The following is a 25,536-nucleotide window of genomic DNA, read 5'->3' on the forward strand; positions in this document are numbered from 1 at the left end:
CACGACTATCCCGATGGCCGCCATGGTCAAAATGACCAAACTGTCGACGGCACTTCGCCGCTCTCGGTCCGCCATGGCTACCGCCGCCGTCCGACGATGACCCAGCACAGCGCTGTCAGGATGACGAGCGCCATGATGGGGCCCGCCGCGGGCGACACGATGTCGTACAGCGTCGTCCACCCCTGGCCGAGTCCGGCCATGAGGAACACCGGCAAGACCGGTTCCAGCACCGCCACGACCAGGCGCACCACGATGCCGACCAGCAGCAGGCCGCCCAACACCGTCAGCGCCCGACCCAGAAACGTCAACATCTCGGGCCGCATGGCCGCTACTCACCCCGAGCCTGGTCACGCTCGGCCCGGTCGAGCAAGGCCGAGGTGTCGCGCCAGTGCCGGATGGCCATGCGGCCCCACTGGCGCAGCGCGACCCAATCCGCCAGCAGCATCTCTCGCCGCGACGGCCAGCGCCGTCGCCACCGGTCCTGCAAGGTGGCCAGGTACTCCAGGCCGATCAAGCTGGCACCGAGCACGGTCAGGCCGCCGATGACCGCGAGCACCATGACCGCGGTACCCACCCACCCCGTCATGACCGACCACCCAGCCGCCGCACCGACTGACGCGCGATCACCATGAAGTCGTCAACCAGTGCGGCGTACTGCTCCGCCCGAATCGGGTCGGCGGCGGCCTGCCGCTGCTCCAGGGCTGCCAGCATGGCCAGCCGAGACATACTCTCTTGGGCGACCCAAGCCGCCGCCTCCACCCGGGCCGCGCTGACCAGCCCCTGCGCCAACTCGTCGTCCATCGCGGCCTGAACGGCGCGCGGTGGCCGCCGACCGGACACCAAGTTGAACCCAACCGCTGTCCCCCGAGCGGGGACGATCTCGTTCCTCACGCTGCACCTCCAAGATTCCCGAGCCCCAGACCGTCGTATGCGTTCGTGTAGAAGGTCCGGAGCTTCGCCACGAACTTGACCGCGTTCGGGTCGCCGCCGGATGCCTTTTCGATCTTGTTCGCCACCGCGAGCGCGTGAGCGAGCCACGCCTCCCCGCTGGCGCGCCTGATGAAGTGGTGCGACTCGTCGTCCAGCTCCGGCGCAGGCCCCAAGGCGACCCCATCCGAGTCGTCGTCAGAGCTGGGCCACACACCCGAGCGCAGATGGTTAACCGCCTTGGTCAACGCCCACGACCCCCACGTCTGCACGTAGATGAGGTAGTCCGCATCCTCCGCGTGGTCGTTCAGCCACTCGCTGAGCACGACCTCGGCGTACTCCACGCCGTCAGGCACGCTCACACGCGCGAACTGGGCCAGCCCGCGCCACAGCTCGCCGTCGTCCTGCGCCCGTCTCTCGGTGCTGGTCACTGCCACTCCTCCGCGTTGTCCCGAGCCGACCATCGGCCCGTTGAGAGCTGGTGCTCTCGTCATCAGTAGATCGGGGTTGATCGGTAAGGAAGTTTGTGGGCGACGATGTAACAAGTCCCGCAAAACCGCTGGTCAGGGGCCCTAGCCACTTGCCGAGGTAGGCCGTATCCTTGTTGTGTGACTTGGAGCACATCGGCTCCGTGACCTGATCGGAGGTGGTTTCCGGGAAACGATCTTGACTCCAATCCCCGCATGACAGCGGACCTAGTAAGGAAGGGTGGTGATACGGATATGCGGACTAAAACTTTCGGGCAACGCGCTCGATTGTCGCTGTTGGTTAGATGGGCGCGAGGAAGCAGAGGGAGTTAGCTGCAACCTGGCCGGGTTCGGTTACTGCGGACTGGATCGTTGGCCAGCTTGCACTATTGCTCCAAAGTGGTGCGCTCGCAGAAGAAATCAAGCACACTGCGCCACGATTAATAGATGAAATATATCCGGGTAGCAGTGCAGACTTGTTTGAGCGTGCGATCAAGGTCGAAAACGACATCCGTCAAGCTATCGTAAGTCTGAAACCCGACTACTATTTAGAGGTAGGTGAGGCTCTACTTCTGTTATTTGGCCTTGCTGAAGCAAAGGGTGTCAAGGGCGCTCCTCTAGCGCGAAGGCGCAAGCTTGCCGCTAGAGCGTTGGAACGCCAACCGGCAACTTTTCAGCGGTTCTATCAAGACCGCTACATCGAGGCGTTGGCCAAAGCTATCCATGGTCGTATTTTCGAAATCTCCCGCTAGACGCAGAACTGCACCCGCGAAGCCAGCAGGTATCGCGGGTTTTTCCTTGTGTTAAGAGCTATTGATCAGCGATGCTGACTGCTATATAATGCCTCCACTTTCTTGCACATCTACCTCCCGCTTTCTTAAGCGGCCCAGCTCGCGCGTGACGACTTGTGATGCGCGATGGCGGCTACTTAACTGAGGATGAGATTTAATTGTCAAGAAAGGAAGTAAGCGAACCGTTGTCGGTTGATTGGCTTTTTGTCCGACTACGACAGCTCATGCATTACGGCGCGACAGCTGATGCGCTCCAGAAGCGAGCGCCAGAGCTGGCAGAAGCTCTAACTTTGCCCCACGCCGCGGAGCCGCTGGAACGGCGAGCCGTGCGAGCTGAGGCCGTTATCCGTGAGAGCCTTGAAGTGATAGATAAGGATTACTGGCGTCCGGTTGGTGCGATTCTAAGGAATCTGTATGGCCTGGCTGACGGTGATGCCGCGCGCGAGACTTCACTTTCGGCTCGCGTACAACGTGCTAGCGAGATTCAGGGAATTAAGCCAGACACGTTTAATCGTTTCTATAGGGATCGCTATATCGAGGCGTTAAGTAGAAGCCTGTGGCGTAGGGTCCAGTAGCAATAGCCAGATCGAAACTTGTACGCCTAACCTGTTAGTGGTTGGGCGTTTTTTATTACCTGCCCTTGCAGTAAGGATTTAGCGTATTTAGCCCAACTGTTTCGGCCCACTGATCTCCCTGGTGCGAGCCTACGGTCAACCGGGGATGCAGCTGGTTCCACACCCTGCGCGGTCGCGGTGCCGTAAAGACGGGCGCTGTGCTTGGGTGGGCGGCCACCGGCGGGGTTGGCCCGCGCGAACTCCTCACGGAGGCGCCAGGCGGCGCAGGACCCGATCCGAGCGCGGGCGGAAGCTGTAGGCCGAAGGGAAGTCGCAGACGCCAACCCTCATGCGCTGGTGGTGCCGTCGGGGTTGATGCGGCTGTAGCCGAGCAGCGGGGCCAGAGCGGGCGGCAGGATCACCGAGCCGTCCGCTTGCTGGCCTTGTTCTAGCAGCGCCACCAGCGTGCGCCCGATGGGCAGGCCGGAGCCGTTGAGGGTGGCGGCGAAGCCGCGCTGGCCGTCCTTGCGCTTGGTGCGGATACCCGCCCGGCGGGCTTGGAAGGTCGAGCAGTCCGACACGCTGGAGATCTCGCGGTAGCGCTGCTGGCTGGGCAGCCACACTTCGACGTCGTAGGTGAACTGGGCGGCGAAGCTGATGTCTCCGGCCGCCAGCGCCACGACCCGGTAGGCCAGGCCCAGTTCCTGCAAGCAGGCTTCGGCCTGGCTGAGCATGACTTCCAGTTCGTCGCTGGAGCGCTCCGGGTCGCAGAAGCGGACCATCTCCACCTTGGAGAACTGGTGCTGACGGATCAGGCCGCGGGTGTCACGGCCGTACGAGCCGGCCTCGGAGCGGAAGCACGGCGTCCAGGCGGTGTAGGCCAGCGGCAGGCTTTCGGCGGGCAGCGTTTCACCCGCGTGCAGGTTCGTCAGCGGCACTTCGGCGGTCGGGGTCAGGAACAGCTCCCGCTCGCCGACGCCGGTCTTGAACAGGTCTTCCTCGAACTTCGGCAGCTGGCCGGTGCCGGTCATGGTGGCGCGCGTGACCAGGGCCGGGAGGGAGAACTCGGTGTAGCCGTGGCGCTGGGTGTGCAGGTTCAAAAACAGCTGGGCGATGGCCCGCTCCAGCTGAGCGCCCACCCCCTTGACGACGGCGAAGCGCGGGCCGGACAGCTTGGTGGCGCGGGCGAAGTCGAAGATGCCGAACCGCTCGCCCAGGTCGACGTGATCCAGCGGCGTGAAGTCGAAGGCGGGCGGGGCGCCCCAAGTGCGCACCTCGACGGCGAAGTCTTCCGAGTCGCCGTCCGGGCAGCGGTCCTCCGGCAGATTGGGCACACCGAGCACAAACTCCCGCAGCTCGTCCTCGATCTGCTGCAGGTTCTGCTCGCCCTCGGCGATCTGGGCCTTGAGGGTGCGAGCCCGCTCCACCAACTGGGAGACGTCCTGCTTGGCCTTGCTCGCCGCCTGCACCTCGCCCGCGACGCGCTTGGACTCGGCGCGGGCGGTGTCCGTTTCCTGGATGGCGGCGCTGCGTTGACTGACCAGCTTGCCGAGCCGTTCGACATCGAGCGAGTAGCCGCGCCGGGCCAGCTTGCGGACGGCGTCAGTCGCGGGGTCAAGCAGAACACGAGGGTCGTGCATCGCCACTCATCCTTGGGTTGACGCGAGAGGTTGACAGCCTATCGGGACCGTGTCATTCCGGCCGCTGGCATTGTCACGGGCGGTATCCCACAGGATGCTTCAACTATTCTATCGGCATAGAGAGTGGGCTTTTTACCCGGGGTCTGCTTCCCGTAAGTGTGCCAGCGATCCGATTTCGCTACGATTGGCAGATGGACTTCAACGGCTATAGCCTTCGGACTCAGAACTACGATGACGTTCTTGACCAGGTTGAGCGCACGCTTGGCGTGGTGCTCGATCGGGCGGGTATTGCTTATGGCACGCAGGGCGCGACGGTCGGCTTTCCAACCGACCGCGGAACGTGGGTCCATCTCGCCTGGCGCGCGCCGGACAGGGCGGGCGCCGCGTGGGTGGGGGCCGAGTTGGCCTCGGTTCTTGACGGCGTGCGAAAGCCCGCGTTGCTCCGGTCGTATCGCTGGCTGGATAACGAACGCGGGGTTGTTTGGCGAGCCGATGAGAGCGAGCGGGTCCAATCGCGTGCGGTAGAGGGTAGCGGTGTCATCGCCTCGGAGCCGGACCTGACGGATGAGTGGTGGGGGCACCTGACGACTTCGGTAGCGGCGCTGTCGCAGCAGCGGACAACCCGTACGGCCATGGCGCAAGAGCATCTGTCGAAGCGTATTAACCAGGTGTTCGGTGATCGGGTGGCGGATACCACGATCACGGAGTGGACGACGGCGCATGGTGATTTGCATTGGGGCAATCTGACCGCGCCCGATTGTCAGGTGCTCGATTGGGAGAGTTGGGGCGTTGGGCCTCGGGGGCTGGATGCGGCGAGCTTGTGGGGGCACTCGCTTCGGGTGCCCGCGGTGGCCGAGCGAGTGCAGCGCGAGTTCGCGGCTGACCTGCAATCACGGTCTGGCCTGCTCGCCCAGTTGTTGCTCTGCTCGAACGCGATTCGCTTGGGCCGGAACAAGCCGGCGCCCGGCCCGTTGGTCGAGCCCGCGACGAGAGAAGCCGAGCGCCTCGTCAGGGCACTGGCGGCTGAGCCCGCGCGGCTTTGACGGCCAACTGCTCCCGGTAGGCGTGGACGCTTGACCAGTCCGGCCGCAGCGTGACCCCCGCCACCAGTTCCGCGAGGTGGTGGGGGTCATCTGTGCCGACGACGATCCGGTCGACGGGCGGGAGTTCAGCCGCGACGCGGAACGCCGCCTGCCGCTGCGAGTACCGCTGGCCTTCGGCGATGAACAGACCGCTGTCGATCTGGTCCCATACGGGGTCGGCCGGTCTGCCGCCGAAGGGACTCATGCCCCAGCGTTCACCTGCGCCGAGGAGATCAGCCAGGGTCTCGTTCGCGTCCAGGACCGAGCTGCCGACCATGAGTCCGGCGCGGACCATGAGGACGTCGGGGCGCGGTCGTTCCGCTGGCCGCATCACGGCGCACGCATCGAGGAGCGGGCCTGGTTGCCAAGTGGAGATACCCCAGGACGCGGCGAGCCCCTGACTGGCGGCGTCCTGCAGGGCGGCGCAGGCCGCCGCCAACCGGTCTTGAGCGAGGGTGGGGGCGATACCGGTAAGGGATTGTTCGGGGTTGTGCAGCAACACGACCGCGGGGGCTTGGCCGAGGTCGTGCGCGCATCGTTCGACGGCCTCGCCGAGCCGACGAGGGGCAAGGTCGTGGATCGCACGCCCGTTGCCGTCAGGGAAGAAGCCCACCTTGGTGGAGATGGTGAAGTCCGACAGGAGATCCGCGGCGTGCTGGCGAATGGCCTGATGTGAGGTGAACCTGAGGTAGTTGAAGGCGGTGTCCAGGGCGCGAACGCCTAGGCGGTGAGCGGTGGCGAAAAGGTCGCGGGGGTGACGAGACCGGTGTAGCCCGAGGACAATTCCGGGGTGAGCGGCGCGCAAATCTGCTCCTCAAGTAGGACGTCGGTCAAGGGGGCGATGCCAAGTCCGGTGGCGATCTCGATTTCGTCCAGCTGGACCGGGTTGCCTGACAACAGCGCCGTCAGGGCGGGGCTCGCGGCGGCGGCGAAACGGAGCCTCCGGCCAGAGACGGAGACCTCGATCGCGCCGTCGTGATGTTCAATCCGGGGCGGGAAGTCGGACACGCAGACCACGGACTGCGGCGGGCCGAGGATGTCCAGCGCGGGCACATGGCGGGCTGCCCCGTACTCGGCCTCGCGGGCGCGGAGAAAGTCCTGCGGTGGAGAGGTCACCGCGAGCCCGGCCGCCGCCTCAACCAGCTCGCGGATCTGAGAATCGGCGTCGCTGCCGCGGCCCAGGTCACGTCGAAACAGTTCCTGGCTCCGGGCGTTGTCAGCCAGCCAGCTCAACCAGTGCACGCCGGTCCGCTTGGAGATGCCGAAGGTGGAGTGCAAACTGAAACCATCTGAGCGGTCGACACGACTGGCGCGATGCCAGAAGCCCCGGGGAATGTGCATGACATCGCCCGCCCGCAAGGTGCCCTGCCAGATGACCTCATCGGGCGGTGTTTGGTTGAACTCCGCGTCGCGGTACATCGGCGCCGTTCGGGAGGAGCCGCGCACCTCCCAGTCTTTGTCTCCCGCGAGCTGCACGACGAGGACTTCGTGGTCGTCCCAGTGCAAGGGAAAGCCATCGGCGGCCTGAGTGGTCAAGTAGGTATTGACCTGAACCAGTTCGTGCGTCCACCACTGTAAGGCGCGGCAAGCGACTTCCAGCGTCGGGTCGAAGAAGTCGGCCTGATCCAACACCAGGGTGCAGCCGGTCTGGAGAAGGTCCGCGAGGCGGCGCATGTTGGCCACGCGGACGTTCTGGCCGCGCCGGTTGACACGGTCATCAATGAACCGGCCGGGGTGAATCGCTTCGCCGCTTTGAAAGATGCGCAACTGGGGTGATGACAGGCTCCGGCGCATCACGAGGTCGAGCAAGCGACTGGGGGAGAGAAGACGTGCGCAGAGCCCCGGGTCAGGCAGGGCTCCGCGCACGAACTCAACACCCAACTTCTCCGGCCCGGCCCATCCGAAAGCCTTCTGTATTCCATCTACGAGAGCGTGGTCCATACCCGTTTCCTTGAAATAAAAGGCAGCGCCGTGCCGGAGTGATTAGACGTTATGGTCTAACGGATGGTGATGGACGACGACGGCCTCTAGTAGTCGCCCTTGTCGGCGGCCTCGCCGTCGTCCCCCAGGGACGTGCCGGTCTGGTCGGAGTGCACGGCGTCATAGCGGTCGTGCACCTGGGACAGGTGCTCAACGGCCAGCACCAACGGCTCGGCAACGACGGCTGCGGTAGCAATTGTCACGGTAGATCCTTTCTTCTTTAGGATAAGTGTGTGAAACGGTGGTGGCGTATGGCGCTAGGTGAGTCACGCCTTTGTAGTGAGTCTAGTTTTGGGGGTTTAAACCACCTCCCCTCTGGTTCGTCTGCTCAAGGCAACCGCAACCTAGGCGTTCCCGGCTACGGCCATCTGGGTGATCGCCCCTTCGTAATGAGCGATCCTGGTTTCGCATTGACGGCATCGTGCGCCGCCGGGTTTGCCTTCCGTCAGAGCGGCGGGTGCGCCACAGGCCGCCCAGAAGATTGGCGTGCCCTTGAATCGGAGGCGAGACGGCACGCCAGTCGGGGACCAGTGGAGCCGGTTGCTCGTGAAGTAGCCGGGAAGCCACCCGGCCTGAGTTCGCGTCATGGTTATACCCGTTGCAAAGTGGAGTCGAGATGGCAAACGAAGCGCGATTGGGTTGGCTCTTCATCAGACTGGTAGTACCGCGTGAGAAAAGCGTCGACAACTTTGGTCAGTTCGCCATGACACGACCAGGCCGCACGATGGCCGCTCATGGGCCGGGTGGGGTGGTAAATGTTGGGCAGTCGCGCCGCGATGGTGAAGGCGTCGGCCCGAATCACCACCGTGTCAAGGTAGCGGCGATTGCGCGTGAAGCGATGTAGATGCAGGCCGGTGATGAGATGAGACGAGCCGGTCAGCGGTAGCACCTGGAAGCCATGCCCCCGGAGGCGCGCGACTTGTGCGGCCATGGTCGTCACTTTCCACCTCCCACGTTGGGGCCGGACCCGCACGACATGGGGGTCGCGTCGGCCGTGCGGGTCCGGTCAGGGTGCGCGGCGACGTGGGGGTCTCGTCGCACGCTCGTCGCACCCTGGGGAAACACACAGCGGTCGGGAGCGCCTCCGTGATGGGGGTCAGGCCGCCCCCACATCCGCTGTGTGACGTCGGTTTGAGATTCGTCGCTGGCTGTCGGTGTGCCCGCGCCGGACGCAGGCGCGCAACCCGGACAGCCGGGGCAGCCTGATCCCGAAGTCGAGAAGCGCCCGACGCAGGGCCTAGGCGGATAGGTGGTCACCGCCGGGCCGCCTTCCGGCCGGGCGGCGCATCGGAGCGCCACGAGCGCAGGAGTAGTCGCACGCCGCGCAGGAGGGGATCGAGCACCCAGCGCTGCTCGCAGAAAATCGCGCACGTCGCGCAGCCGCGGGAGGCATGGATGAGGCGCCCAAGGAGAACGAGAGCGAAGACAACCAGGGCGCCGAGCGCCGTGGTCACGACACCCATCATCTCGACTCACCTTCCTCACAGTTGAACACGGAACGGGACCGGGTAGCGGCCCTGGCGGGGCTCTCGGGCACCGATCCCGCTCCGCTGCCTAAGGGGACTCGCGGGGCCGTGACGACGACTGGGCCTCACTCGCCACGCGGGCCGACGAGGAGCCCTCGGGCTAGGGGCCTGGGGCTCCCCGTCGGCTTGCTGAGCTGGGCTTTCGGATCGCTGCCCCCAGCTCCGCATCTTGAGAGTAAAGCAGAAAGTAAATCTACGGATGGTCCAAATGGGTGAAAGACTTACATTCCCTCTTCCCGGGCCGGGTGGACCGGGCGACTGGTGGGCGGCGTGCGGCACACTGCCGTGCATGATGCGAGGGCAGCCCGATGAGGACTTCGATCCTGTGATCGCTCGACTCCAGTTCGGCGAGCTGGCTCGTCAGCTTCGTGAGACTGCCCAGGTCAAGTACGCCGAGGCCGAGGAGGCCCTTGGCGGCTACGCCGGACGGCTGTCGAAGATCGAGATCGGTGAGATCGCTCCGAAGGCGTCCGATGAAGCCTGGATGCTCGATCGGTACCGGCCTGACTCCGAGACGGCCGGGAAGCTGCGCGCGCTCGCGGTGATCGCGCGACGACGGTCGAAGCCGAAGAAGACCCTCAGCGTCACTCGGCAGTACGTTTCACTGGAGCGACGCGCTCAGAAGCTGAAGATGGTCTACAACGAGATCCCCGGCTTGCTCCAGACCTTCGACTTCGCCTACGCGGCGCTATCGCTCTCGCCGGTCATCGCCGCTTCCGACCTGCCCGGCTTCGCCCAGCAACGGGCCGACCGCGGGGCGCGGATCGTGCGGCCGGACGGCCCGGAAATGCAGATCGTTCTCGGTGAGGACGCGCTCGACCGCTCGAACGGCGGGCCGGACGTGCTCCGCCGCCAGCTCGTGCACCTCCGCGAGGTGGCGGAGATGCCGAATGTCGCCTTCCGCCTGCTGACCAAGTCCACCACCAGCGGAGTCGTGCCCGCGCTGGTCTGCCCGTTCACGCTGCTGGACGTCGAGGCGAAGACCCTGGCCTACGTCGAGTCCCTGACCCGGTCCGACTACATCAAGGCGTCAGCGCCGTACGTGACCGCGTTTGAACAAGCCTGGGGTCTGGCAGCGTCCGAGGTGGAATCAAAGGCGATACTTGACGGCAGGATCGCTGACCGCACAGACAGCAAGGAGTAGAGCCATGTGGAGCAAGGCCACCACCCTTGAGGGTGCACGGTGGCGCAAGAGCAGCCGCTCGAATGGCGGCGGCGCTCAGTGCGTCGAGATGGCGCACGTCAAGGTGGGCACTGCCGTTCGGGACAGCAAGAGCCCGGAAGGACCGGCGCTGATCTTCCCGCCCGCCGCGTTCGCGGCGTTTCTCGCGGGAACGAAGCGTGGATGATCGCAGGCCCGGCGTCTTGGCTGGTCAGAAGCCATCTCGATGACCTCGTGAGCTGGTGCTGACTCAAACCGGACGTGTCAACGCCCCCACCCCCTCGTACGGGTGGGGGCGTCGGCGCCCCACTGGAACGGGCCCGGCCTCGTTCGGGTTCACCGTCCTGCGGTTTGACCATGACGCCAGCAGCGACGTGGTCTACCTGGAGGACTACACGGATGCGGCCTACTTGGATGAACCGGACCCGGTCCGGGCTTACAATGCGCTGTGGAACCGCTTGTCGGCGGCTGCGTTGGGGCAGGTTGAGTCCCTGGACCTCGTTCACGCCCTCGCTGACGAGTACCAGCGCCAACTCTGAAACGAGCCAGCATGACCACCCCAGACCTCTCCCGCGTCACCTGGCGGAAGAGCCGCCGCAGCGAGGACAACGGCGGGCAGTGCGTTGAGGTCGCCGTGGGCGGGAGCTGGTCCGCCATCCGGGACTCCAAGAACCCGGCCGGTGGCGCCCTCGTGCTGCCGGGACCTGCGTGGGACAGGCTACGGGCCACTGCAAGGTCGTGAAGACGGTCGGGCGAGGGCCTTCGGAGTCGCTGGCGAGTGGCTCGTCCGTCGCGGGGGTGATAGGTGCATCGCGGCTGGTGACTTCGCTACGCGCGTCCCAGCGGTTGGCCGATCCCGTCACCTTCGGCTTGGACTGTCTGTGGCCGCTGTGCCACCGTTGCCGTGTCAGCGAGACAGGCTAAGGGCGCGTTCCCATCACGGCGCACAGGCCATCCTCCGCCTCCCCAACTGCGGGGATCGTGGCAGTGGCGCGAGTTTCACAGGGGCGTATGCGCCGGAGTAACGCAGTTGAACGTCTAGCGATTCACCTGGTGATGAGCAGAACCAGCGTGCGGATGGGCACGGCTTACCTCCTCCTGATCGCAGCGGCCAGTGTTGGGACATGCAGGTCGCCTGGGCAGAATCGTGTTGATCCGGGACAGTCGACTTCCCCTCTCAGAGGTTCCAGATCGACGATTGTCGGCGCGGACAAACTGAAGGCAGTTATCACAACCTGTGAACATTGTTGGCATGGATAAGGCACACTCGGCACTGGGGTGTGGTAGGCGGACGATGATTATGCAACAGCCGTCATGGGTCCGAGCAGGCTGAACCGGCATCAGCGGGTAGGTCCGTCGCGCCGATGACCGTCTACACAAGTAGGTGGCATGACATGGGTCAGGATGCCGAACTTGATCGATTGAAGGCAGAGCAGGATCGAGCCTTCCAACGCATGCAGGAAACGCGGCAGGCTCAGGATCGAGCCTGGGACCGACGTTCGTCAGCCCGTGAGGCAATGGATCGGGCGTATCACGGTAAGCAGCGGGCTCACGAGGAACAGAACGCTGCCTGGCAGGAATATCAGCGAATACGCTCTGGCAACGGACCAAGGATCGACTCGCTGAACTCGGAGCAGGAGGCTGCGTACGAGAACATGAAGCGAGCGTTCGACAGCGCCTCTGCCGCTCACGAAGCACGCGACGGAGCCTCAGCCCGCATGTACGCCGATGAAGGTCACAGATACAAGGCGGAGACCCATGAAGCCGTCACCGAACGGCGACAGCTCGTTCAGGAAATTCGCGACGCGCGAGATCGACACGAGGCTACTCGGCCCGCCTTTGAGCGCGCAAGGGACCAGTTCAACCGGGCTAGGAGCGAGCACGACCGCGCCAAGTCAGAGCATGAACGCGCGCGAGATGAGTTTAAGCAGGCCAAGGTCGATTTCGACCGGACGAAGGGCGCATTCCAGGCCCGCCTCACCGCCGTTCGGTCCGAAAGGGGCAAGCGCAGGGAGGACAAACGCTCTCTGGCCGAACGCGCCGGAGTGCCGTACCAGTACCGTGACAACGTTTGGATATCAACCGAACCCGACGGCACGGTCAACCTCTACTTCGGCGGTTTTGGCGAACCAACTGGACCCGGCCATGGTCACTACGCCATGGATTCCTACGGCAAGGTCACGTACCGGCGTGATCCGTTTGATCCTCATGGTTCCCAGAACTTTACTGATCACGAAGAACGTCCGGGTCAGCCCTATCGCTGGAGTGATCAGGGTCTAAATCAAGGACTTACAGCTGGCCCTAAAAAAACACCGTCGGGCGATGGTACTGGGCAATGGTGGCGTAGTGGGGACGCGAGTGGACAGGATCAGTCAGAACGCCACAGCGACGGAAGTGTCACGTACTGGAGTCACGAGCGTAGTAATGGGGAAGAATGGATCACAGAAATCAAATATGATCCTAGCGGCGCAGAAATAAGCCGTTCTAGACGGCACAAGAACTAGGGATGCGATCCCATCCACAGAAAACAGTTAGACTTTAAGCGGTAGTAAAATTGACCAACTCTAGCTGGTGATTCTTCAAGTACCGCTCAATGTGCCGGCGCGCCTCGCTAGGGTCTATCGCTTGATCACTCCCCAGGAAACCTTCAAAGGTATCTTGACCCTCTGATGTGAGCGCGTTCTTTCTATCAAGAATAAATCCATCGTTGAAGTCGTCCAGATAATAACCCGCCCGGGCCATGTGCTCGGCCAGGCTTCGAACATGCAAGAACCAACTGGCCGGGCTCAGCGCCGGCTGGACTTCTATATAATAATGAACATTTCCCCTAACACTCGGACGCGCGATGGACAACACGCTCGCTTCCGCGCCAACGACAGGCTCAAATGACATCTCCCTCACCACCAGCCCGGTCTCACGCTCCCGGGCGTAGCGTTCGATGATCGCGTGGATTTCGTCCTCATCAATCTCCCCGTCAGGGCGGGCGACAACCCCCTCGAATGTGTCCGTGGCCGGTCCTTGTAGAAGCTCCAGCCGTTGCTCCTCCCCAGAATCGCCGTCGGCAAGCATTTCGTAACCGGCCTGACGCGCTTCATCCTGAATATTGCGCGCGTGGAAAAACCACTCGGCAGGAGCCAGGGCGGACCGAAGCTTGATTGTATATCGCTTTGTGGGCATCACTTGGGGTATGTTACTCTCGGTCAATTCTAGCATATTGGATAGCGGAACTTCCGCATCGGTATTGGCGGTGATGATCTACGCGCGTCTTCCAGCCTCTTGAGGACAACAACGCTAACGGGCGGCCCCGCTTGCTGGGGTCGCCCGTTGAGTTCTGCGGGTTGGAGCCGCTACCGCTTGAGGCTCTGGGTGAAGCGCGACCAGCTTGGGTGCTGGAAGACGAGTTGGCCGGTGTGAGGGCTCTTGGAGTCGCGCACGCCCACCACCGCGCCTACTGCGGCTTCCAGGCAGTTGGCGCCGTTACCGCTGTAACTGCCGGTCTTCCAGCGCAAGCCAAGTTGAGCGTTGCTCGGTTGCATGACGGGTACCCCTCTCGCTCGGGACTGCTTCTGGGTGACTCCTTGATCTCGGGCAGCAACTCGGCCTGGAGGCCCGGTGGCCTTCACCCGCGGCCGCTTCCGTCCTCGACGGGAGCCGCCCGCAGGTCAGTACTCGCAGTGAGGGGTGCTATCGGCAGTTCCACGACCGGCAGCAGCTTGGCCCACCATTCGTTCATGGCGCGGAAGACAAGCCAGCCAACGCTGATGCAGGCCCCGGCCGCCAGCGCGAGAATGCTGAGAGCCAGCATGCGCCATGGGGCGATATCCAGCTCGGAATCAACGACCAAGGCCACGCCGGTGAGGACGGCGCTGCTAACGGCTAGGGCCGCGATCACCTTAGTTCGCAAACGCAGCTTGCGCGTCATTCGGAGGGTCAGGCAGAGTACCGGAAACGTGGCCAGATTGGCGTAGACGACGCTAATGCCAGTGTTGATCGACTCGTAGAGAAACGTCGAGTAGGGCAGAGCTAGGCCCGCGGTCAGCAGAAGGCTGATTCTGGTAACGAGTTTCGATGGGACCGCTGGGAGAAGCAGGGCGAGGAGCGTCAGCAGCAGCACCGCCGCGCCTGGCACGACCACATCACTGAACGGCACGAGTTTGTCGTCGACGGCCAGGCTGACCAACTCCAGTTGGCCGACGAACAGCGCGGCGGCCAGCGCGGCCGAGCCGAGGCGGACCCCCAAGCGTCCACCAAGGCTCATGCGGTGGGCCGATCGGCGGTGGGTGATGCGGTAGGTCAAGGCCGCGACGGCGAAGCCGCTGGCGGTGATGAGCTTTGACAGCTTTCCCGGCCGGTCATGGATCAGCGCCTCAAGCTCCTCGATCCGGTCCGGGTAGCGGGTGTTCGCGGCCCATCTGATTAATCGCCGGGCCAGCCAGGGCGACAGTTCACTGCCCTCGTTGACCGCCAGGCCGAGGACCAACCCCAGCACCAGGTTCGCGATCCAGCCACCCATCAGGCACCTCCGGGCAGCAGCTTGCGGAAGATGGGAGCACTGACGCGGTTGGCCCGGCGTTCAGCCAGCAACGTCTGCGCTTCCTCTCGGCCGTTCGGCGTCAGTTGGTAGTACCGGCGCCGCGGCCGGCTCTCGCCTGCGGGCAGCTCCTCCCAGGTGCCGGTGATCCAGCCCCACTCCTCCAGCCGCTCCAGGACGCCGTAGACGGTCGGCCCGGAGCGCTTGATCGCCTTCATGATGGTCCAGCCATGCGGCTCTTGGCCTTGTTGGAAGGCGTCCACTAGGACTTCCAGCACGTCCAAGAGCGGGCCAGTTACCCGCCTGGTATTGGTCATTACCTTACGTTACCTAGATCGGATAAGCACAGCCTCAGCCGTTCAGGTCAACCTTAATCAGTAACTTCGCCACGCAGAGTCACCTTGGGTGATGCCAGGACTGACTAGGTTCTCGGGGGTGGGTTCTGGCTAGCGCCGCCTGGTGCCCCAGGGGGCTCGCTGTCGGCCTGGGTACCGAGGATGCCAGCCAGGGCGCCGAGTACGACGGCCAGGACGGTGGCGTATCTCATCCGATCGGGTGGTTCAGGACTTTCACCCTGTGAAAGCCTGCGCAGTTGCGAGCAAGATGCTTGCGGGGCGGATAAACGCAGAAGGAAGCAGTTAAGATCAGTCAATCTGCGATCCAATCCACGTGCTCTACAACCTGGGAGGATTGAGTTCATGCGGAAATTCATCAAGGTGCTATTGCCATTGAGCGCACTGCTGTGTGCCGCCACAACTCCTGTGGTGGCGTCGGCTGATCCGGCATCTATCACGGTGACCTGTAGCGGAACGGCCTGCGACCACAAGGACCCTGCTGCAACCGGCTGCGACGATAGCGCTATCACGGCCGATACTCAGACGTCATCGAAGGGCACCTTCATCCTGCGCTATTCCACTGTGTGCAAAACAAACTGGGTGCACGTGGGGTCCTACGCCGGTGGTAGCACCCGTCCAGATGGGAAATTGCAACTCTACGTCGAAGACCGGAACAGGAGAGTGAGTGTCAGCTATTTCGCCTCATCATCGGCAGGAACTCATTGGGGAAATATGGTCTATTCGCCGGGTTCGAACTGTGCGATTGGCGCGGCCGACTGGAATGGGGGTAGTACCTGGGAGGTCGTACTGAACTCGAGCGGCTGCTGACGCGGGGAATTGCGACGAAAAGCGCGCATACAATTCTCCGGCATGTAAGCCCACAGGTATAGGCTGATTCTCGGGGTGTTGCAACGCTGTCCGTCGAGTTGCCTGGGTCGGCCTAGGGTGATCATCACACCAGGTCGGCCCAGGTCCTGACAGCAACGGCCTACGTTGCGGAGACTGGGCAATAGCCCAGATCAACCGTCTTAGAACCGCGCGATTACTCGCTCTACTGCGATGCGGTCGAGATGCCGATCACGGCTAGCCAAGAGAATCTTGGGGGGCTGTAAACTCAGGTAACACTCCTACCTGTTAACCATTCGGCGCTTGGTCTCGCATCGCATGATCGGGCGCCAGCGGTCACTTCGCGCTCTGCGGGCAGACGTAACAAGTACGCGAACGTGAGCGACATCACAGCCAAGTCTCTCGGCTTGGAGGATCTGATGAACCTGCTGCAGCGAACTCGTGTTAAGTCGGTCGACCTCGGCGGACCAGCTCCCTCCCCAGGAGGAGATGGCCAACCGCTTGACGGCCCGGAACCACCCGGCCCTGGCGGCGACGGAGGGCAACCAGAGGTGCCCAAGGGCGTGTTCTTCACGCCGCAATCGCTCACGTTTCCGGGGGTGGCAGTTGTGTTGACGCTAGTGCTTCAGATATTGAGTGTGCCGTTCCCCGGCGCGGAAAGCTCGTTCTTGCTGGCGTTGATCGTGTCGGCGATCCTCGGGGCCGCCATCACGTACGGGACGTGGAACGCGGCCATGACCAGGAAAGAGAAGGTCATCGCGGTGGTTGTGGCCGCGCTCAACATCATCTTGCTGACTGGCTCGGCGCTCGGCATCGTGGCGGCCGTCTCGGGTGACCCAGTGACCGCGTTGCCGTAACGACCACGGAAGAGACCGGCCGTGGCCCGCTACGTCCCTTACGAGCCCAGCATATCGAAGTGAAATCCGACAACGAAGGTCAGCAAACTTGCTGCCCGCACCGCCTTGAGCACGCGGTCCTGTTGGAACAACCACGGCAACACGTAACGTTGCAGACCATTTATCGCCATCAGGGCCGGAACCGAAGCGAGGAATATAACCGTCAACACGCTTAGCAAGGCGAAGTCAACCTGGAAAATCGCCCCCAGGAGGACGAGGAAATAAATGCCCAAGAACCCGATGATGCTGCGCTTAACCGCCCGACGGTCTACCTTCCAGGCGTCGAAGTAGCCGCTCGCCACCCGCTCCTTGATGCGAGCGAGGATTCTGTCCGGCCCGATGATGTCGACGATAAGCACGAGGCCGGAGATGAAGGCCATGAACTTGCCGAGCCTGGCCCACCACAGGACCTTCAGGCCCCAGAGGTAGGCGTCCCTGAGCGCGGGATCACCGGCGGCCCACTGGCCCCAGGCTTCCCACAGGCCGATTTCTTTCACAGCGCCCCAGTCGTTGTCGCATGAAGCGACGCTGTTGCTTTGGGTCCGCCTTTGCCGGTGGCTCTCATCCACAGGGCGACGTCCAGGCAGCGGAGCAGGCTGATGTCGTCGAGGCCGCCTGTCGCCGCGCGGAGGGTCTGCAGGTGGGCGGCACGGGCGGCGTCTCCGGCGAACCAGGTCCAGAGGCAGGCCCAGAAGCTGGCCGGTGCGCCGAGGAGATCCCTGACCTTGGAGTCGTAGACCGGTAGTAGCCGCGGGCGCTTACGGGCGAGCAGCTTGTTGGCCGTCACCCACATATCGCGGCCGCCCGCTGTGCGGATGAGGTCCCAGGCGTGGTAAGTAGCGCCGTCGCGGGCGTAGATCTCGTACGGGGCCTGGTGCATGTCGAGGTCGGTCGGGAGCCGCGCCAGCAGCTCCGACAGCTGGGCGGCGCGCTCCTCGATGATGGCCAGGACGAACGCGGGCGTGGGGCGGATGTTGAGGAAACCCAGGGCCAGGACGTCCGCCGCGGTGACGGTGTCACAGACCGCGGCCTCGTCCCCGCCCCCGGCGAACCGCTCGAAGTACCGACCGGCGAACAGTTCCTCGGCCGGGCCCGTGGCCGCGAAGTACCGCCGCAGGCTGATGATGGACTCGTCGCGCCAGTCGCCGAGTACCAGGCGGTCGAGGAGTCGGTGCTGGGCCGCGAACGCGCCAGCCTCATCAAGCACAGCGCTCCCTCCGTCGTGGCAAGCATCGGGTACGGCCGGGGCGTTGTTACGACACCCATCAGCTCAACCAGCGGTCCCGGGCGTCGGGGAACTCGCCAAGCGCCACCGCGCGTCCAACCGGCCGCCCGATCTCGCCACCTTCGGTTGGGCTGTCTGCGTTCTGCTACGCGGCCGTGGTCGTCGACGAGGCGAAGCACCAAGGCCTGCCGGTACCTACCTAAACAAATCGTTCGATGACGGCCATCGCCGTGGTTGCCAGCCCAGCCAACGAGGCAAGGAGAACGGTGACCTCAACGGCGAGGCGCCGCAGCCGGGCGACAGTACGGGTGGCGTCCTCGATCGGGGACTTCCTTCTCGTCATGCCACCAATGGTGTTGCATCAGCTTGTAAGCTCACTAAGTGATGCAACGAGGCAGCCTTCGTGACCGGCTTCAGGCGAAACTCGCGTTCGATGTCACTGACGAACTCTGGGAGCACCTCGTCGAGCGGGGATATACCGGTGACGCCGAGGTGACGGGCTCCATTGACAGCTTGGTCAAGGACGCTCGGGAGGTCCGGCGGGCTGGTTCAGCGCGTCCGCGGCGTGAGGCCCGGTTCATCGAGCGCCACACAGGGCCGTCAGCAGGCCAGGAGCGCGCGTGGGCGCTGTCTCAGCTCGTCAGCGATCACGCTGAGCGGGACCGCGCGGTGGTTGCGTTCCGCGCCGACCATCTGCCTGACGGACTCGTACCGTGGTCAGGGTTTGAGGGATGGTTGCGGGCACAGGTGGAAGCGCAGGGGCCTGTTACCAGGGATCTGACGATGACGTTGCCGACTGGCGCTGAGCTTCTGCCGGTTGACGGCGGCGGATACACAGTGGAGCCGCCCATCAGCAGGTTGAGACCTATCAATGTGTCGGCCCGGGTGCTGGACTACGCCCTGCCGGGTGACGAGTGGGTACGGCGGCAGGGCGTTGCGGCTGGCGGCGTGCTGGATCGGCTGAGGCTTCTCGCTGACTCCCTCGCCGATGCGTTCGCCTGGCAGCCTGTCCAGGCAACGGTCTTTGTCGTCTGTGGCGTTGTCCCGTTTATTGCCCCGGTGCGAATGTCCACCATAATGGTTAAAAATCGAGATGGCTACGACCTCCCCTGGGCTCGTCGCATCAAACTTGACATTGATCCCGCGGCGACACCGCAAGAAGTCGCCGAGGCTTACAAGCGAGCGCAGCAACAGCTAGGGGTAGATCGACTCAGGACGCTATCGGTGAAACACTTACGGCTGGCGGTGTTCGCCGAAGTTGACAACGCAGACAAGCCATGGTCTGAGCGTCATCGACTATGGAATAGCGAATTTCCCGAATGGTCCTACACGCAGGAGTCAAACTTTCGACGTGATGCGGCTCGCGCCTCTGTTCGGATAGTTGGGGAGTAGCGGGCAGCGGTAGAGTGCCGCTTCGACTGGTCATCACTGTGGTGCTTCTGACAGGTCGAGGATTAACCTCGCCTGAGGCGCTGTTTGGAGCTTGGCAAGGGGTGAAATTCTTGGTTCGGGTGCGGCGTGTGTCGGTCTTCTGCGATTCGAAGGTCGGACAACAAGCCCTGCCAAGTAGTCAACGAGGCCCGAGTAAGGGCCTCTTGTCGTTTTGTAGAGCCTAAATCGTCCGGTTCGAATTCATCATGCAGCTTATGGTCATCGTCCACGGTCTTGGCGACAGCGGCGGCGGTTTCGGTCCAGTTCCAAGCCAAGAACTCACCTTCGAGGGTGAAGTTCGAAAATATTGTGTCAAGCAACGATCGTCTGTTTTCTTTCCCGCCGAGCCGGTATTTTTGACCAGCTTCGAGGCACAGTTGAACATAGTCGATGTTCTGGTTGAGGATGGCTGCCGGGTCTTGCTGAGGCCGTTTAAGCTCGTCAGATATCGTTTTTTGGTCCTGTTTGAACTTCGTCACGAGATCGTCGTAGCGCTCGGCGGTAATGCGGCCGTCGAGACGGTCGTCGTAAGCGATCAACATTCGGCGATCAAGTTCTCCTAGGCGACGCTCTAGCGTTTTTCTTCTGTCCTGTTCTGCCTGGCTTACCGCGGTAAGGTCGGCCCGGGCGTGTGCAATCGCCACTTCTACGATTTCTTGCGAAGGGGCGATGAACCCATCGAGCTTCTGGGTGATGGTCTCTTCCAGCCAGTCCTGACGCAGGTACCGCCGCCGTTGGCAGGTGCCTTTGCACTTTCCATACAGTCGCTTCTTGTGCAGCTCCCAGCTGACCGTGCGTCCGCAATCGGAGCACACGAGCCGCCCCCGAAAGAGGGCGTCACGTTTCTGATACTTGACAGCCGGGCGACGACTGGCCAGCTTGTCCTGAACGGCGTCGAACAGAGCCGGATCAACCAATGGCTGGTGATGCCCCTCGTATACCTGTCCAGCCCAGGGAATCTTGCCGATATAGATCGGATTGGCCAGCATTATCCGGATATAGCTGGCGACGATCGGCCGTCCCGTCCTCGTGCGTAGTCCGCGCTGTTTCATCTCTCGTGTCAAGGAAGACAGCGAATGCTTCGATGCCAGGTAGAGGTGGAACATCTGAGCCACCAAGGGTGCCATCTCATCAGGGACCAACTCCTTCCGGCCGATATCGCCCACGGCCGCGTAACCAGGCGGCGGCTTTCCTGGCAGGCCACCCATGGCGAGCTTTTCCTGGATGCCTTTGGCCACCTCTTCCTTCATGTTGTCGATGAAGTTTTTGGCCAGGAGTACTCGTAGGCCCCAATTCAATTTCTCCTGTGAGCGTGCCCCGCGGTGCAAGACGATCGAGTCTTTGACGAAGTGAACCCGCCGCTCGCCGTCTTCCTCCAGCCATTCGTCGATAGATACGAGGTCGACGAAGGATCGGACGAGTCGGTCGACTTTCTCGACGACGATAATTTTGACGTCGTGAGCGCGGACGTAGTCCATCATTTCGCGGAACAGCCGACGTTGGACTGGCTTTGAAGCGGTTTCCGCGATAGACCAGGCTCGGGTGAGCTTGAAGCCCTGCTGATCGCAGTACTGTTGCAGCAGTTTCTCCTGCGCTGATAAGGAGAAACCTTCCATCTTCTGCTCGCGGCTTGAGACGCGCGCTTGGATTACAGCTGGTAACTTTCGTTCCACATCACCTCCTGTCCCTTATAGGTCCAATGTACCATCATTTATTCTTTTTGTGGTTGTACTCGATGGTGGCCAGCGTGGTCATAAGCTGCGCGAGTCCATGCAAAATGCGCGTCGCCTCGGCGCGCGTGTAGGTGCGTTTGTTTCTGGCTTGTAAGAGCCGTTGCAGTTCGGCGACGCGGTTGTGGTGGTCTTGGTCAAGGGGAGGCATATAAAGTACTCCATTGATTGATGAGGTAAGAAAAAGGCTCCTCGGCAGGTGCCGAAGAGCCTGGTGGTTCGAGCTGGCGAGCCGGTCGAACTATGAAGTCTGATCGGGCTCGTGCGGTGGTTCAGGGGCCAGCAGTTCCAGCTTGAGCTGGATACTCCAGCCGGTGGAGAACCGCATGACCAGGGTGGTGGCGTCGAGTTGCTCGACGGTGGTCAGGCCATAGTCATGGTGAAAGAACTCGGTCCACAGGACCGCGGTGCGGAGTTCGGGGACAAGGAACGTCAGGTCAGGGTCGCGGGGTGGCAGCGCCGGCAGGCCGAGTTGCTGCCGGGTGCTGGTGCGCACGATGTCGTCGGTGGTGGCCCAGGTGCCGTCCTCCCGGCGGAAGGTGGCGTTGAGGGGCGCGTCTTCGGCGGCGGCCAGCTGGGCCTGGGTTTGGATGTACCAGTCACTGGAGCCCAGCAGTCGGCCCCAGGCGGCGATGTGGGTGTACTCGCTAGGGCGTTTCATCGGGGGTTCCTGGCTGGGGTGACGGCTGGCTGAGGGCGGTGGTCTGCTTCTCGATGTGCTGACGGGCGTTAGCCGCCATGGTGGTGATCTCGGGTGCCACCAGTTCGGGCGGCAGGCCCGAGTCAATGGCCATGTGCAGCAGCAGCGCCAGGAAGTTGTCCGGCTCGGCTTCCAGAGCCTCGGTCAGGGCTTGGTGTGCGAGGGGGTTGTCTCGCCGTAGATAGGCCGAGGTGGCGAGTAGGAGTGTGGGGTCGGCGCGGTAGGGCGCTGGCGTTGCCTTGGCCAAGCCGATCCAGAGTTGTTCGGCGGCCACGGCCTGGTCTGTCAGGCCGACGGCCAGGAAGGCGTCCCGGATTTCGGGGCTGTACAGCGCCGTGGCCAGCGCTTCGATGGTGACGTCGTCCAGGTGGAGCGTGCCGGCTTCGGCGGCGGCGATGGCGTCCCCGACCAAGCCCAGCAGGTAGGCGTCGACGGCTTCGCCGCGGACGCGGGCGTTGTCCGCCTCATCGACCAGGCGGGCGATTTCGGCCGCTCGCTGGGGCGACTGGCTGTCGGGGTCGGGGCGCAGCAAGCCTTGGCGCTCGTCCAGGCTGCCGTAGATGACGCGGCCGGCGGCGATGGTGGCCAGGGCCAGCGCGTTCTGGTCCCCTGGGGCCACCACTCCGCCGCAGTCCTTGTCGGCGTAGCAGCGCCACGGGGTGCCGGGCAGGGTGGAGGCGGTCCAGACCGCGTGCGCTAGCGCGATGCCGCGCGGGGGCAGGGCGGCCGTGAGGGCGTCTACCAGGTCGCGGTGTGGCAACTGGTCGACCAGGCCGTCGGCGATGACCACGGCGATGGCGACCGTGGCGCCACCGGCCGCGATGGCCGTGGCGGCGGACTCCGCCAGCTCGGCGACGTCCGCGCCTGTGGCCAGATCGCGGCAGATGACTCCCATGAGCCGGGGACTGTCGTCGCTGCTCAGGGCCGCCACGGCGACCAGATCGGACGGGTGGTGGCCAATGAGGTAGGGCAGGGCGGCGATCAGATCGTTGCCGCCTTGCAGTTCGACACGCACAACCGAGTCGTCGTCAAACATGGTGGGCCTTTCGGGACAAGCCCGGGCCAGCCTCCCGGCTGGTCCGGGCGGCGGGGGTGACAGGTCAGGCGGTGGCCACTTCGCGGACGAGGGTCAAGGCCTTGGCTTTCAACGGTTCCGGCCGCATGATCGTGCGGCCGAGCTTGGTTTCCCAGCTGCGGGAGCGCCGGACGTGATCGAGGTATTCGCCCGCGGCTTGGACGAGGCCGTAGCCGGTGTCCGCGACCTGGGCCGTGGTGGGGGAAGCGAGAATGCCGCGCAGGGCCCGGCGGGCGTCTTCGACGTTGCGCACCACGCGGTCGGTGACCAGGCCCTCCGGGGGCATGGGCAGAAACTCGGTGACGAACAGTTCCCGCTGCCGGGGCGTGACGCGCAGGTCCAGCAGCTCGTGAGCCAGTTGGACATAGGCGCGCATCTCGCGGCGGACACCGGTGACGGCCTGGCGGGCTTCCTCGATGCGGTCCCGCCAGTTCTTGCGGTGGGAGAACGAGAAGGTGGTGCCGGTGCGTTCGCCTTCCAGTTCAGCGGCGCGGAAGGTGTTGGCACAGACGATGCGCACGGCGGTGGCGCGTAGCGTGCAGGCGCCCGGGATGCCGTGCCGGTTGGTCATGGCCATGTAGGGCAGCGTGATGGTGTCGTCGCCCGGCAACTCGATGGGTTCATCGAGCCGGGCGAGGCACCAGACGGCGCGGCCCTCATCGAGCACGCCGGCTGTTTCCCACTGGACATTGGCTTGGGCCAACACGGCTTCGACGATCTCGCCCATCTGGTTGTGGTCGATGACGGTGTAGCTGTCGCGGTTGATCCACAACGTCTGGGCGGTGTCGGAGCGGGCGATGCGTTGCCAGCCTTCGATCACCTCGTAGCGCGGCGTGCCGTCGTCGTTCATGCCGACCAGGGCGTAGACCGCTTCGGTGATGGGGTCCCAGTCCAGCCCCGCCAGTTGGCGGGCCTCCGGCCAGGTGCCGGGGTAGTCCTGCAGGACGAGGCCGTCACGGTGCCAGGGCAGCTCGCGGACGGAGAACATGGACTCAAGATCGGCGGACATGGTGATCCTTTCGCGGTCCTCACCCTCGGCTCGCCGCCGCGGGTGCGGGCGGAGACGGGAGGGAGAGGCCCGGGTTCCCGCGTGAGAGGCGGGAACCCGGGCGAGGCTGGCTAGTCGTCCACCAGCTCGGTGGAGATGTCCTCGAAGCGGAAGCTGACCGAGTTCGGCACCAGGCCGTTGAGCGCCGCCAGGTTCGGTTCCAGGTGATTGCGGCAGTCGGTCTCGGCGTAGCCCTTGTCGTCGTTTTCCACGATGTACTTGCCGTTGAGGGTGAACCAGACGCGGGTGCCGAGGCCTTCGTCCACCGTGGTGGGTTCCGTGCGTTGGATGGACCGGATGGCTTCGGCCGAGTCCGGCTGCACGTCGTCCACGTCATCAAGGTCGGCGTCGAGCAGGCTGAGCACGGCTTCCCGGGCCAGATACGGGTTCGCTTCCAGCAGGGTGACGTGGCCGGACAGGGCGTAGCTGAGCCGCACACGCGGCTCGTACTCGACCAGATCGAAGGTGCGGAGAAAACGGTTGAGCCCCTCCCGACAGATGCTGCCGTCCAAGTGGGCGTTCACGGCGTAGTCGCGCACGGCGTCCAGAGTCTGGGCGTGGGCGTTGGCTTGCGCTGCGGCCGCTTGCTGGCAGTCCCAGTGCAGCGCGTCGAGGCTGGCCGTCATCCGGCCAAGCGCCTCGGCTTGCTGGGCCAGGTCAGTGACCGGCGAGACAAGGCGGTAGGCGGACCAGGTTTCAATCCGGCCCTGCCGCCACACCCGGTAGGGGCGGCCGTGCAGCGCCGGCAAGACCACCGCTTCGGTGTCGTCCGCCAGGACGAGCCGGGGGGTGGTGAGCGAGGCCACCACCGTGTCGAGCCGCTGGGGCTCGTCGGTCTGGTGAGTCATGACCAGACTCCTTTGCCTGTAAAGGTGCGATTCGTGACCCGGGTGGGCCACGCCCACGCCATCTCGCTTGTGGGCGAGAGAGCGCGGGTGTGGCGGACCGGTTTCGCGCCGGGGCCGCTGACCCCGGCTACAGCAGCGGGCGGCCACATTGGACACAGGCGTCGGCTTCGCTCGTGTCGGCGACATACAGCGGCTGGGGGAAGTCGTACGAGCTGTAGGCATCCAGGTCGTGGCGGTTGAGGCCGCGGGCCCGGGCGAGCCGGTTAAGCGCCTGCTCGGTGGTCTCCTGCGGGCGGGCCGCCAGCTCGTAGGACAGGAACAGTTCGTCCAGACAGGCCGGGCAGAACACGTCCTCCTGGTAGCGGTAGCCCGTGACGGTGGTGCCGTTCATGAGGCCACCTCCTCACCGCCGGACCGGCGCCGGTCCACCAGGACGGGCTGCGCCAGCACGAAGCGCGTCAGGTTGTCGAGCCAGCGGGCGGCTTCCGGTTCGCGGAAGTCGTACAGGCGGCCCAGTTCGGTGTAGAGGCGGCCCGTCACCACGCCGGTCGTGAGGAAGGTGCGAAACCCCGGGCCAATGGCCTCGGCGTGCCAGCCGGCGACTTCGCGGGCCGTGCGGCTGCCAATGACCCGGCCGCGCAGCTTGGCGCGTGTCAACTGCTGGCGCAGGCGAACTTCGTTGGGGATGGGGAAGTGGGGTGAGGACATAGGGATGGTTCCTTGGGGATTAGTGGTGGCGGGC

At 64.0% G+C, this 25,536-nt stretch carries 35 protein-coding genes; 10 read left to right on the forward strand and 25 right to left on the reverse strand.

Going from position 1 to position 25,536, the window contains the following annotated elements; genetic code table 11:
* Window positions 1-77: 77 nt before the first annotated feature.
* From ACZ6SD_RS14050 to ACZ6SD_RS14065, 4 genes are read right to left on the reverse strand one after another with little or no spacing between them, the layout of a single operon-like run.
* The gene (locus ACZ6SD_RS14050; RefSeq protein ID WP_465317328.1) at window positions 78-311 is read right to left on the reverse strand and encodes a hypothetical protein; all 234 of its coding nucleotides are present in this window, start codon (window positions 309-311) and stop codon (window positions 78-80) included.
* Between the two features lie 17 nt (window positions 312-328).
* Entirely contained in the window at window positions 329-586 is a 258-nt protein-coding gene (locus tag ACZ6SD_RS14055; RefSeq protein ID WP_465317329.1) for a hypothetical protein, read from the reverse strand.
* Window positions 583-891 carry a hypothetical protein gene (locus ACZ6SD_RS14060; protein ID WP_465317330.1) on the reverse strand — a complete coding sequence of 103 codons (309 nt, stop codon included), beginning with the start codon at window positions 889-891 and terminating at the stop codon, window positions 583-585. Before ACZ6SD_RS14060 ends, ACZ6SD_RS14055 begins: the two co-directional genes overlap by 4 nt.
* Window positions 888-1,358 (reverse strand): hypothetical protein, encoded by a 471-nt coding sequence (locus ACZ6SD_RS14065; RefSeq protein WP_465317331.1) that lies wholly within the window; start codon window positions 1,356-1,358, stop codon window positions 888-890. Before ACZ6SD_RS14065 ends, ACZ6SD_RS14060 begins: the two co-directional genes overlap by 4 nt.
* 341 nt (window positions 1,359-1,699) lie before the next feature.
* Between ACZ6SD_RS14065 and ACZ6SD_RS14070 the strand changes: the two genes are divergently transcribed.
* The gene (locus ACZ6SD_RS14070) at window positions 1,700-2,146 is read left to right on the forward strand and encodes a hypothetical protein (RefSeq protein ID WP_465317332.1); all 447 of its coding nucleotides are present in this window, start codon (window positions 1,700-1,702) and stop codon (window positions 2,144-2,146) included.
* 940 nt (window positions 2,147-3,086) lie between these two features.
* Here the strand turns inward: ACZ6SD_RS14070 and serS are convergent.
* On the reverse strand, window positions 3,087-4,379 hold the full coding sequence (serS, locus tag ACZ6SD_RS14075; RefSeq protein WP_465317333.1) for a serine--tRNA ligase: 1,293 nt from the start codon (window positions 4,377-4,379) through the stop codon (window positions 3,087-3,089).
* Between the two features lie 191 nt (window positions 4,380-4,570).
* Here serS and ACZ6SD_RS14080 point away from each other — a divergent pair, with 191 nt between their 5' ends.
* Window positions 4,571-5,422, forward strand: a complete 852-nt coding sequence (locus tag ACZ6SD_RS14080; RefSeq protein WP_465317334.1) for a phosphotransferase — start codon at window positions 4,571-4,573, stop codon at window positions 5,420-5,422.
* On the opposite strand, the gene ACZ6SD_RS14085 is transcribed toward ACZ6SD_RS14080, so the two are convergent.
* The 5 genes from ACZ6SD_RS14085 to ACZ6SD_RS14105 all read right to left on the reverse strand — a co-directional run bounded on the left by ACZ6SD_RS14085 (window position 5,388) and on the right by ACZ6SD_RS14105 (window position 8,907).
* Window positions 5,388-6,266: an aldo/keto reductase gene (locus tag ACZ6SD_RS14085; RefSeq protein ID WP_465317335.1), complete on the reverse strand. Its 879-nt coding sequence runs from the start codon at window positions 6,264-6,266 to the stop codon at window positions 5,388-5,390. The two genes, ACZ6SD_RS14080 and ACZ6SD_RS14085, sit on opposite strands and share 35 nt — an antisense overlap.
* Entirely contained in the window at window positions 6,182-7,270 is a 1,089-nt protein-coding gene (locus ACZ6SD_RS14090) for a JmjC domain-containing protein (protein ID WP_465317336.1), read from the reverse strand. The genes ACZ6SD_RS14085 and ACZ6SD_RS14090 overlap by 85 nt, the downstream gene beginning before the upstream one ends.
* Before the next feature lie 218 nt (window positions 7,271-7,488).
* On the reverse strand, window positions 7,489-7,644 hold the full coding sequence (locus tag ACZ6SD_RS14095; protein WP_465317337.1) for a hypothetical protein: 156 nt from the start codon (window positions 7,642-7,644) through the stop codon (window positions 7,489-7,491).
* A 386-nt stretch (window positions 7,645-8,030) separates the two neighbouring features.
* Window positions 8,031-8,381: a hypothetical protein gene (locus ACZ6SD_RS14100; RefSeq protein WP_465317338.1), complete on the reverse strand. Its 351-nt coding sequence runs from the start codon at window positions 8,379-8,381 to the stop codon at window positions 8,031-8,033.
* A gap of 313 nt (window positions 8,382-8,694) precedes the next feature.
* Entirely contained in the window at window positions 8,695-8,907 is a 213-nt protein-coding gene (locus ACZ6SD_RS14105; RefSeq protein WP_465317339.1) for a hypothetical protein, read from the reverse strand.
* 349 nt (window positions 8,908-9,256) lie between these two features.
* Here ACZ6SD_RS14105 and ACZ6SD_RS14110 point away from each other — a divergent pair, with 349 nt between their 5' ends.
* The 5 genes from ACZ6SD_RS14110 to ACZ6SD_RS14130 all read left to right on the forward strand — a co-directional run bounded on the left by ACZ6SD_RS14110 (window position 9,257) and on the right by ACZ6SD_RS14130 (window position 12,633).
* Window positions 9,257-10,111: a DUF5753 domain-containing protein gene (locus tag ACZ6SD_RS14110; protein WP_465317340.1), complete on the forward strand. Its 855-nt coding sequence runs from the start codon at window positions 9,257-9,259 to the stop codon at window positions 10,109-10,111.
* 4 nt (window positions 10,112-10,115) lie between these two features.
* Window positions 10,116-10,316 carry a DUF397 domain-containing protein gene (locus ACZ6SD_RS14115; RefSeq protein WP_465317341.1) on the forward strand — a complete coding sequence of 67 codons (201 nt, stop codon included), beginning with the start codon at window positions 10,116-10,118 and terminating at the stop codon, window positions 10,314-10,316.
* Between the two features lie 55 nt (window positions 10,317-10,371).
* Entirely contained in the window at window positions 10,372-10,668 is a 297-nt protein-coding gene (locus ACZ6SD_RS14120; RefSeq protein ID WP_465317342.1) for a Scr1 family TA system antitoxin-like transcriptional regulator, read from the forward strand.
* 11 nt (window positions 10,669-10,679) lie between these two features.
* On the forward strand, window positions 10,680-10,871 hold the full coding sequence (locus ACZ6SD_RS14125) for a DUF397 domain-containing protein (RefSeq protein WP_465317343.1): 192 nt from the start codon (window positions 10,680-10,682) through the stop codon (window positions 10,869-10,871).
* A gap of 652 nt (window positions 10,872-11,523) precedes the next feature.
* The gene (locus ACZ6SD_RS14130; protein WP_465317344.1) at window positions 11,524-12,633 is read left to right on the forward strand and encodes a hypothetical protein; all 1,110 of its coding nucleotides are present in this window, start codon (window positions 11,524-11,526) and stop codon (window positions 12,631-12,633) included.
* Between the two features lie 34 nt (window positions 12,634-12,667).
* Here ACZ6SD_RS14130 and ACZ6SD_RS14135 read toward each other — a convergent pair whose 3' ends face one another.
* From ACZ6SD_RS14135 to ACZ6SD_RS14150, 4 genes are all read right to left on the reverse strand, one after another.
* A complete protein-coding gene (locus ACZ6SD_RS14135) occupies window positions 12,668-13,309 on the reverse strand; it encodes a hypothetical protein (protein ID WP_465317345.1) in 642 nt (213 codons plus the stop codon).
* Window positions 13,310-13,476: 167 nt separating this feature from the next.
* On the reverse strand, window positions 13,477-13,665 hold the full coding sequence (locus tag ACZ6SD_RS14140; protein ID WP_465317346.1) for a DUF397 domain-containing protein: 189 nt from the start codon (window positions 13,663-13,665) through the stop codon (window positions 13,477-13,479).
* Window positions 13,666-13,748: 83 nt separating this feature from the next.
* Window positions 13,749-14,642, reverse strand: coding sequence for a hypothetical protein (locus tag ACZ6SD_RS14145; RefSeq protein WP_465317347.1), 894 nt, complete (start codon window positions 14,640-14,642; stop codon window positions 13,749-13,751).
* A complete protein-coding gene (locus tag ACZ6SD_RS14150; protein ID WP_465317348.1) occupies window positions 14,642-14,977 on the reverse strand; it encodes a PadR family transcriptional regulator in 336 nt (111 codons plus the stop codon). The genes ACZ6SD_RS14145 and ACZ6SD_RS14150 overlap by 1 nt, the downstream gene beginning before the upstream one ends.
* Before the next feature lie 381 nt (window positions 14,978-15,358).
* On the opposite strand from ACZ6SD_RS14150, the gene ACZ6SD_RS14155 reads away from it, so the two are divergent.
* Both ACZ6SD_RS14155 and ACZ6SD_RS14160 read left to right on the forward strand, forming a co-directional pair.
* Window positions 15,359-15,823 (forward strand): DUF2690 domain-containing protein, encoded by a 465-nt coding sequence (locus ACZ6SD_RS14155; RefSeq protein ID WP_465317349.1) that lies wholly within the window; start codon window positions 15,359-15,361, stop codon window positions 15,821-15,823.
* 395 nt (window positions 15,824-16,218) lie between these two features.
* On the forward strand, window positions 16,219-16,698 hold the full coding sequence (locus tag ACZ6SD_RS14160; protein WP_465317350.1) for a hypothetical protein: 480 nt from the start codon (window positions 16,219-16,221) through the stop codon (window positions 16,696-16,698).
* A 38-nt stretch (window positions 16,699-16,736) separates the two neighbouring features.
* On the opposite strand, the gene ACZ6SD_RS14165 is transcribed toward ACZ6SD_RS14160, so the two are convergent.
* The 3 genes from ACZ6SD_RS14165 to ACZ6SD_RS14175 all read right to left on the reverse strand — a co-directional run bounded on the left by ACZ6SD_RS14165 (window position 16,737) and on the right by ACZ6SD_RS14175 (window position 18,305).
* Complete coding sequence (locus tag ACZ6SD_RS14165; protein WP_465317351.1) at window positions 16,737-17,234, reverse strand: hypothetical protein; 498 nt, start codon at window positions 17,232-17,234, stop codon at window positions 16,737-16,739.
* Entirely contained in the window at window positions 17,231-17,944 is a 714-nt protein-coding gene (locus ACZ6SD_RS14170; RefSeq protein ID WP_465317352.1) for a DUF6308 family protein, read from the reverse strand. Before ACZ6SD_RS14170 ends, ACZ6SD_RS14165 begins: the two co-directional genes overlap by 4 nt.
* Window positions 17,945-18,161: 217 nt before the next feature.
* Window positions 18,162-18,305 (reverse strand): hypothetical protein, encoded by a 144-nt coding sequence (locus tag ACZ6SD_RS14175; protein WP_465317353.1) that lies wholly within the window; start codon window positions 18,303-18,305, stop codon window positions 18,162-18,164.
* Window positions 18,306-18,343: 38 nt separating this feature from the next.
* On the opposite strand from ACZ6SD_RS14175, the gene ACZ6SD_RS14180 reads away from it, so the two are divergent.
* The gene (locus ACZ6SD_RS14180) at window positions 18,344-19,354 is read left to right on the forward strand and encodes a hypothetical protein (protein ID WP_465317354.1); all 1,011 of its coding nucleotides are present in this window, start codon (window positions 18,344-18,346) and stop codon (window positions 19,352-19,354) included.
* A 62-nt stretch (window positions 19,355-19,416) separates the two neighbouring features.
* On the opposite strand, the gene ACZ6SD_RS14185 is transcribed toward ACZ6SD_RS14180, so the two are convergent.
* The 8 genes from ACZ6SD_RS14185 to ACZ6SD_RS14220 form a co-directional block, all read right to left on the reverse strand.
* Window positions 19,417-21,066: a recombinase family protein gene (locus ACZ6SD_RS14185; RefSeq protein ID WP_465317355.1), complete on the reverse strand. Its 1,650-nt coding sequence runs from the start codon at window positions 21,064-21,066 to the stop codon at window positions 19,417-19,419.
* A 34-nt stretch (window positions 21,067-21,100) separates the two neighbouring features.
* Complete coding sequence (locus tag ACZ6SD_RS14190) at window positions 21,101-21,274, reverse strand: hypothetical protein (protein ID WP_465317356.1); 174 nt, start codon at window positions 21,272-21,274, stop codon at window positions 21,101-21,103.
* Between the two features lie 90 nt (window positions 21,275-21,364).
* Window positions 21,365-21,784, reverse strand: a complete 420-nt coding sequence (locus ACZ6SD_RS14195) for a hypothetical protein (protein WP_465317357.1) — start codon at window positions 21,782-21,784, stop codon at window positions 21,365-21,367.
* Entirely contained in the window at window positions 21,771-22,859 is a 1,089-nt protein-coding gene (locus ACZ6SD_RS14200; protein ID WP_465317358.1) for a DUF4192 domain-containing protein, read from the reverse strand. The genes ACZ6SD_RS14195 and ACZ6SD_RS14200 overlap by 14 nt, the downstream gene beginning before the upstream one ends.
* 64 nt (window positions 22,860-22,923) lie before the next feature.
* Window positions 22,924-23,907, reverse strand: coding sequence for a DUF932 domain-containing protein (locus ACZ6SD_RS14205; protein WP_465317359.1), 984 nt, complete (start codon window positions 23,905-23,907; stop codon window positions 22,924-22,926).
* A gap of 110 nt (window positions 23,908-24,017) precedes the next feature.
* The gene (locus tag ACZ6SD_RS14210; protein WP_465317360.1) at window positions 24,018-24,794 is read right to left on the reverse strand and encodes a hypothetical protein; all 777 of its coding nucleotides are present in this window, start codon (window positions 24,792-24,794) and stop codon (window positions 24,018-24,020) included.
* A gap of 127 nt (window positions 24,795-24,921) precedes the next feature.
* Window positions 24,922-25,185: a hypothetical protein gene (locus ACZ6SD_RS14215; RefSeq protein WP_465317361.1), complete on the reverse strand. Its 264-nt coding sequence runs from the start codon at window positions 25,183-25,185 to the stop codon at window positions 24,922-24,924.
* Entirely contained in the window at window positions 25,182-25,502 is a 321-nt protein-coding gene (locus ACZ6SD_RS14220) for a hypothetical protein (RefSeq protein WP_465317362.1), read from the reverse strand. Before ACZ6SD_RS14220 ends, ACZ6SD_RS14215 begins: the two co-directional genes overlap by 4 nt.
* Between the last annotated feature and the right edge of the window lie 34 nt (window positions 25,503-25,536).

The sequence above is a fragment of the Actinokineospora sp. NPDC051303 genome (assembly GCF_055586285.1).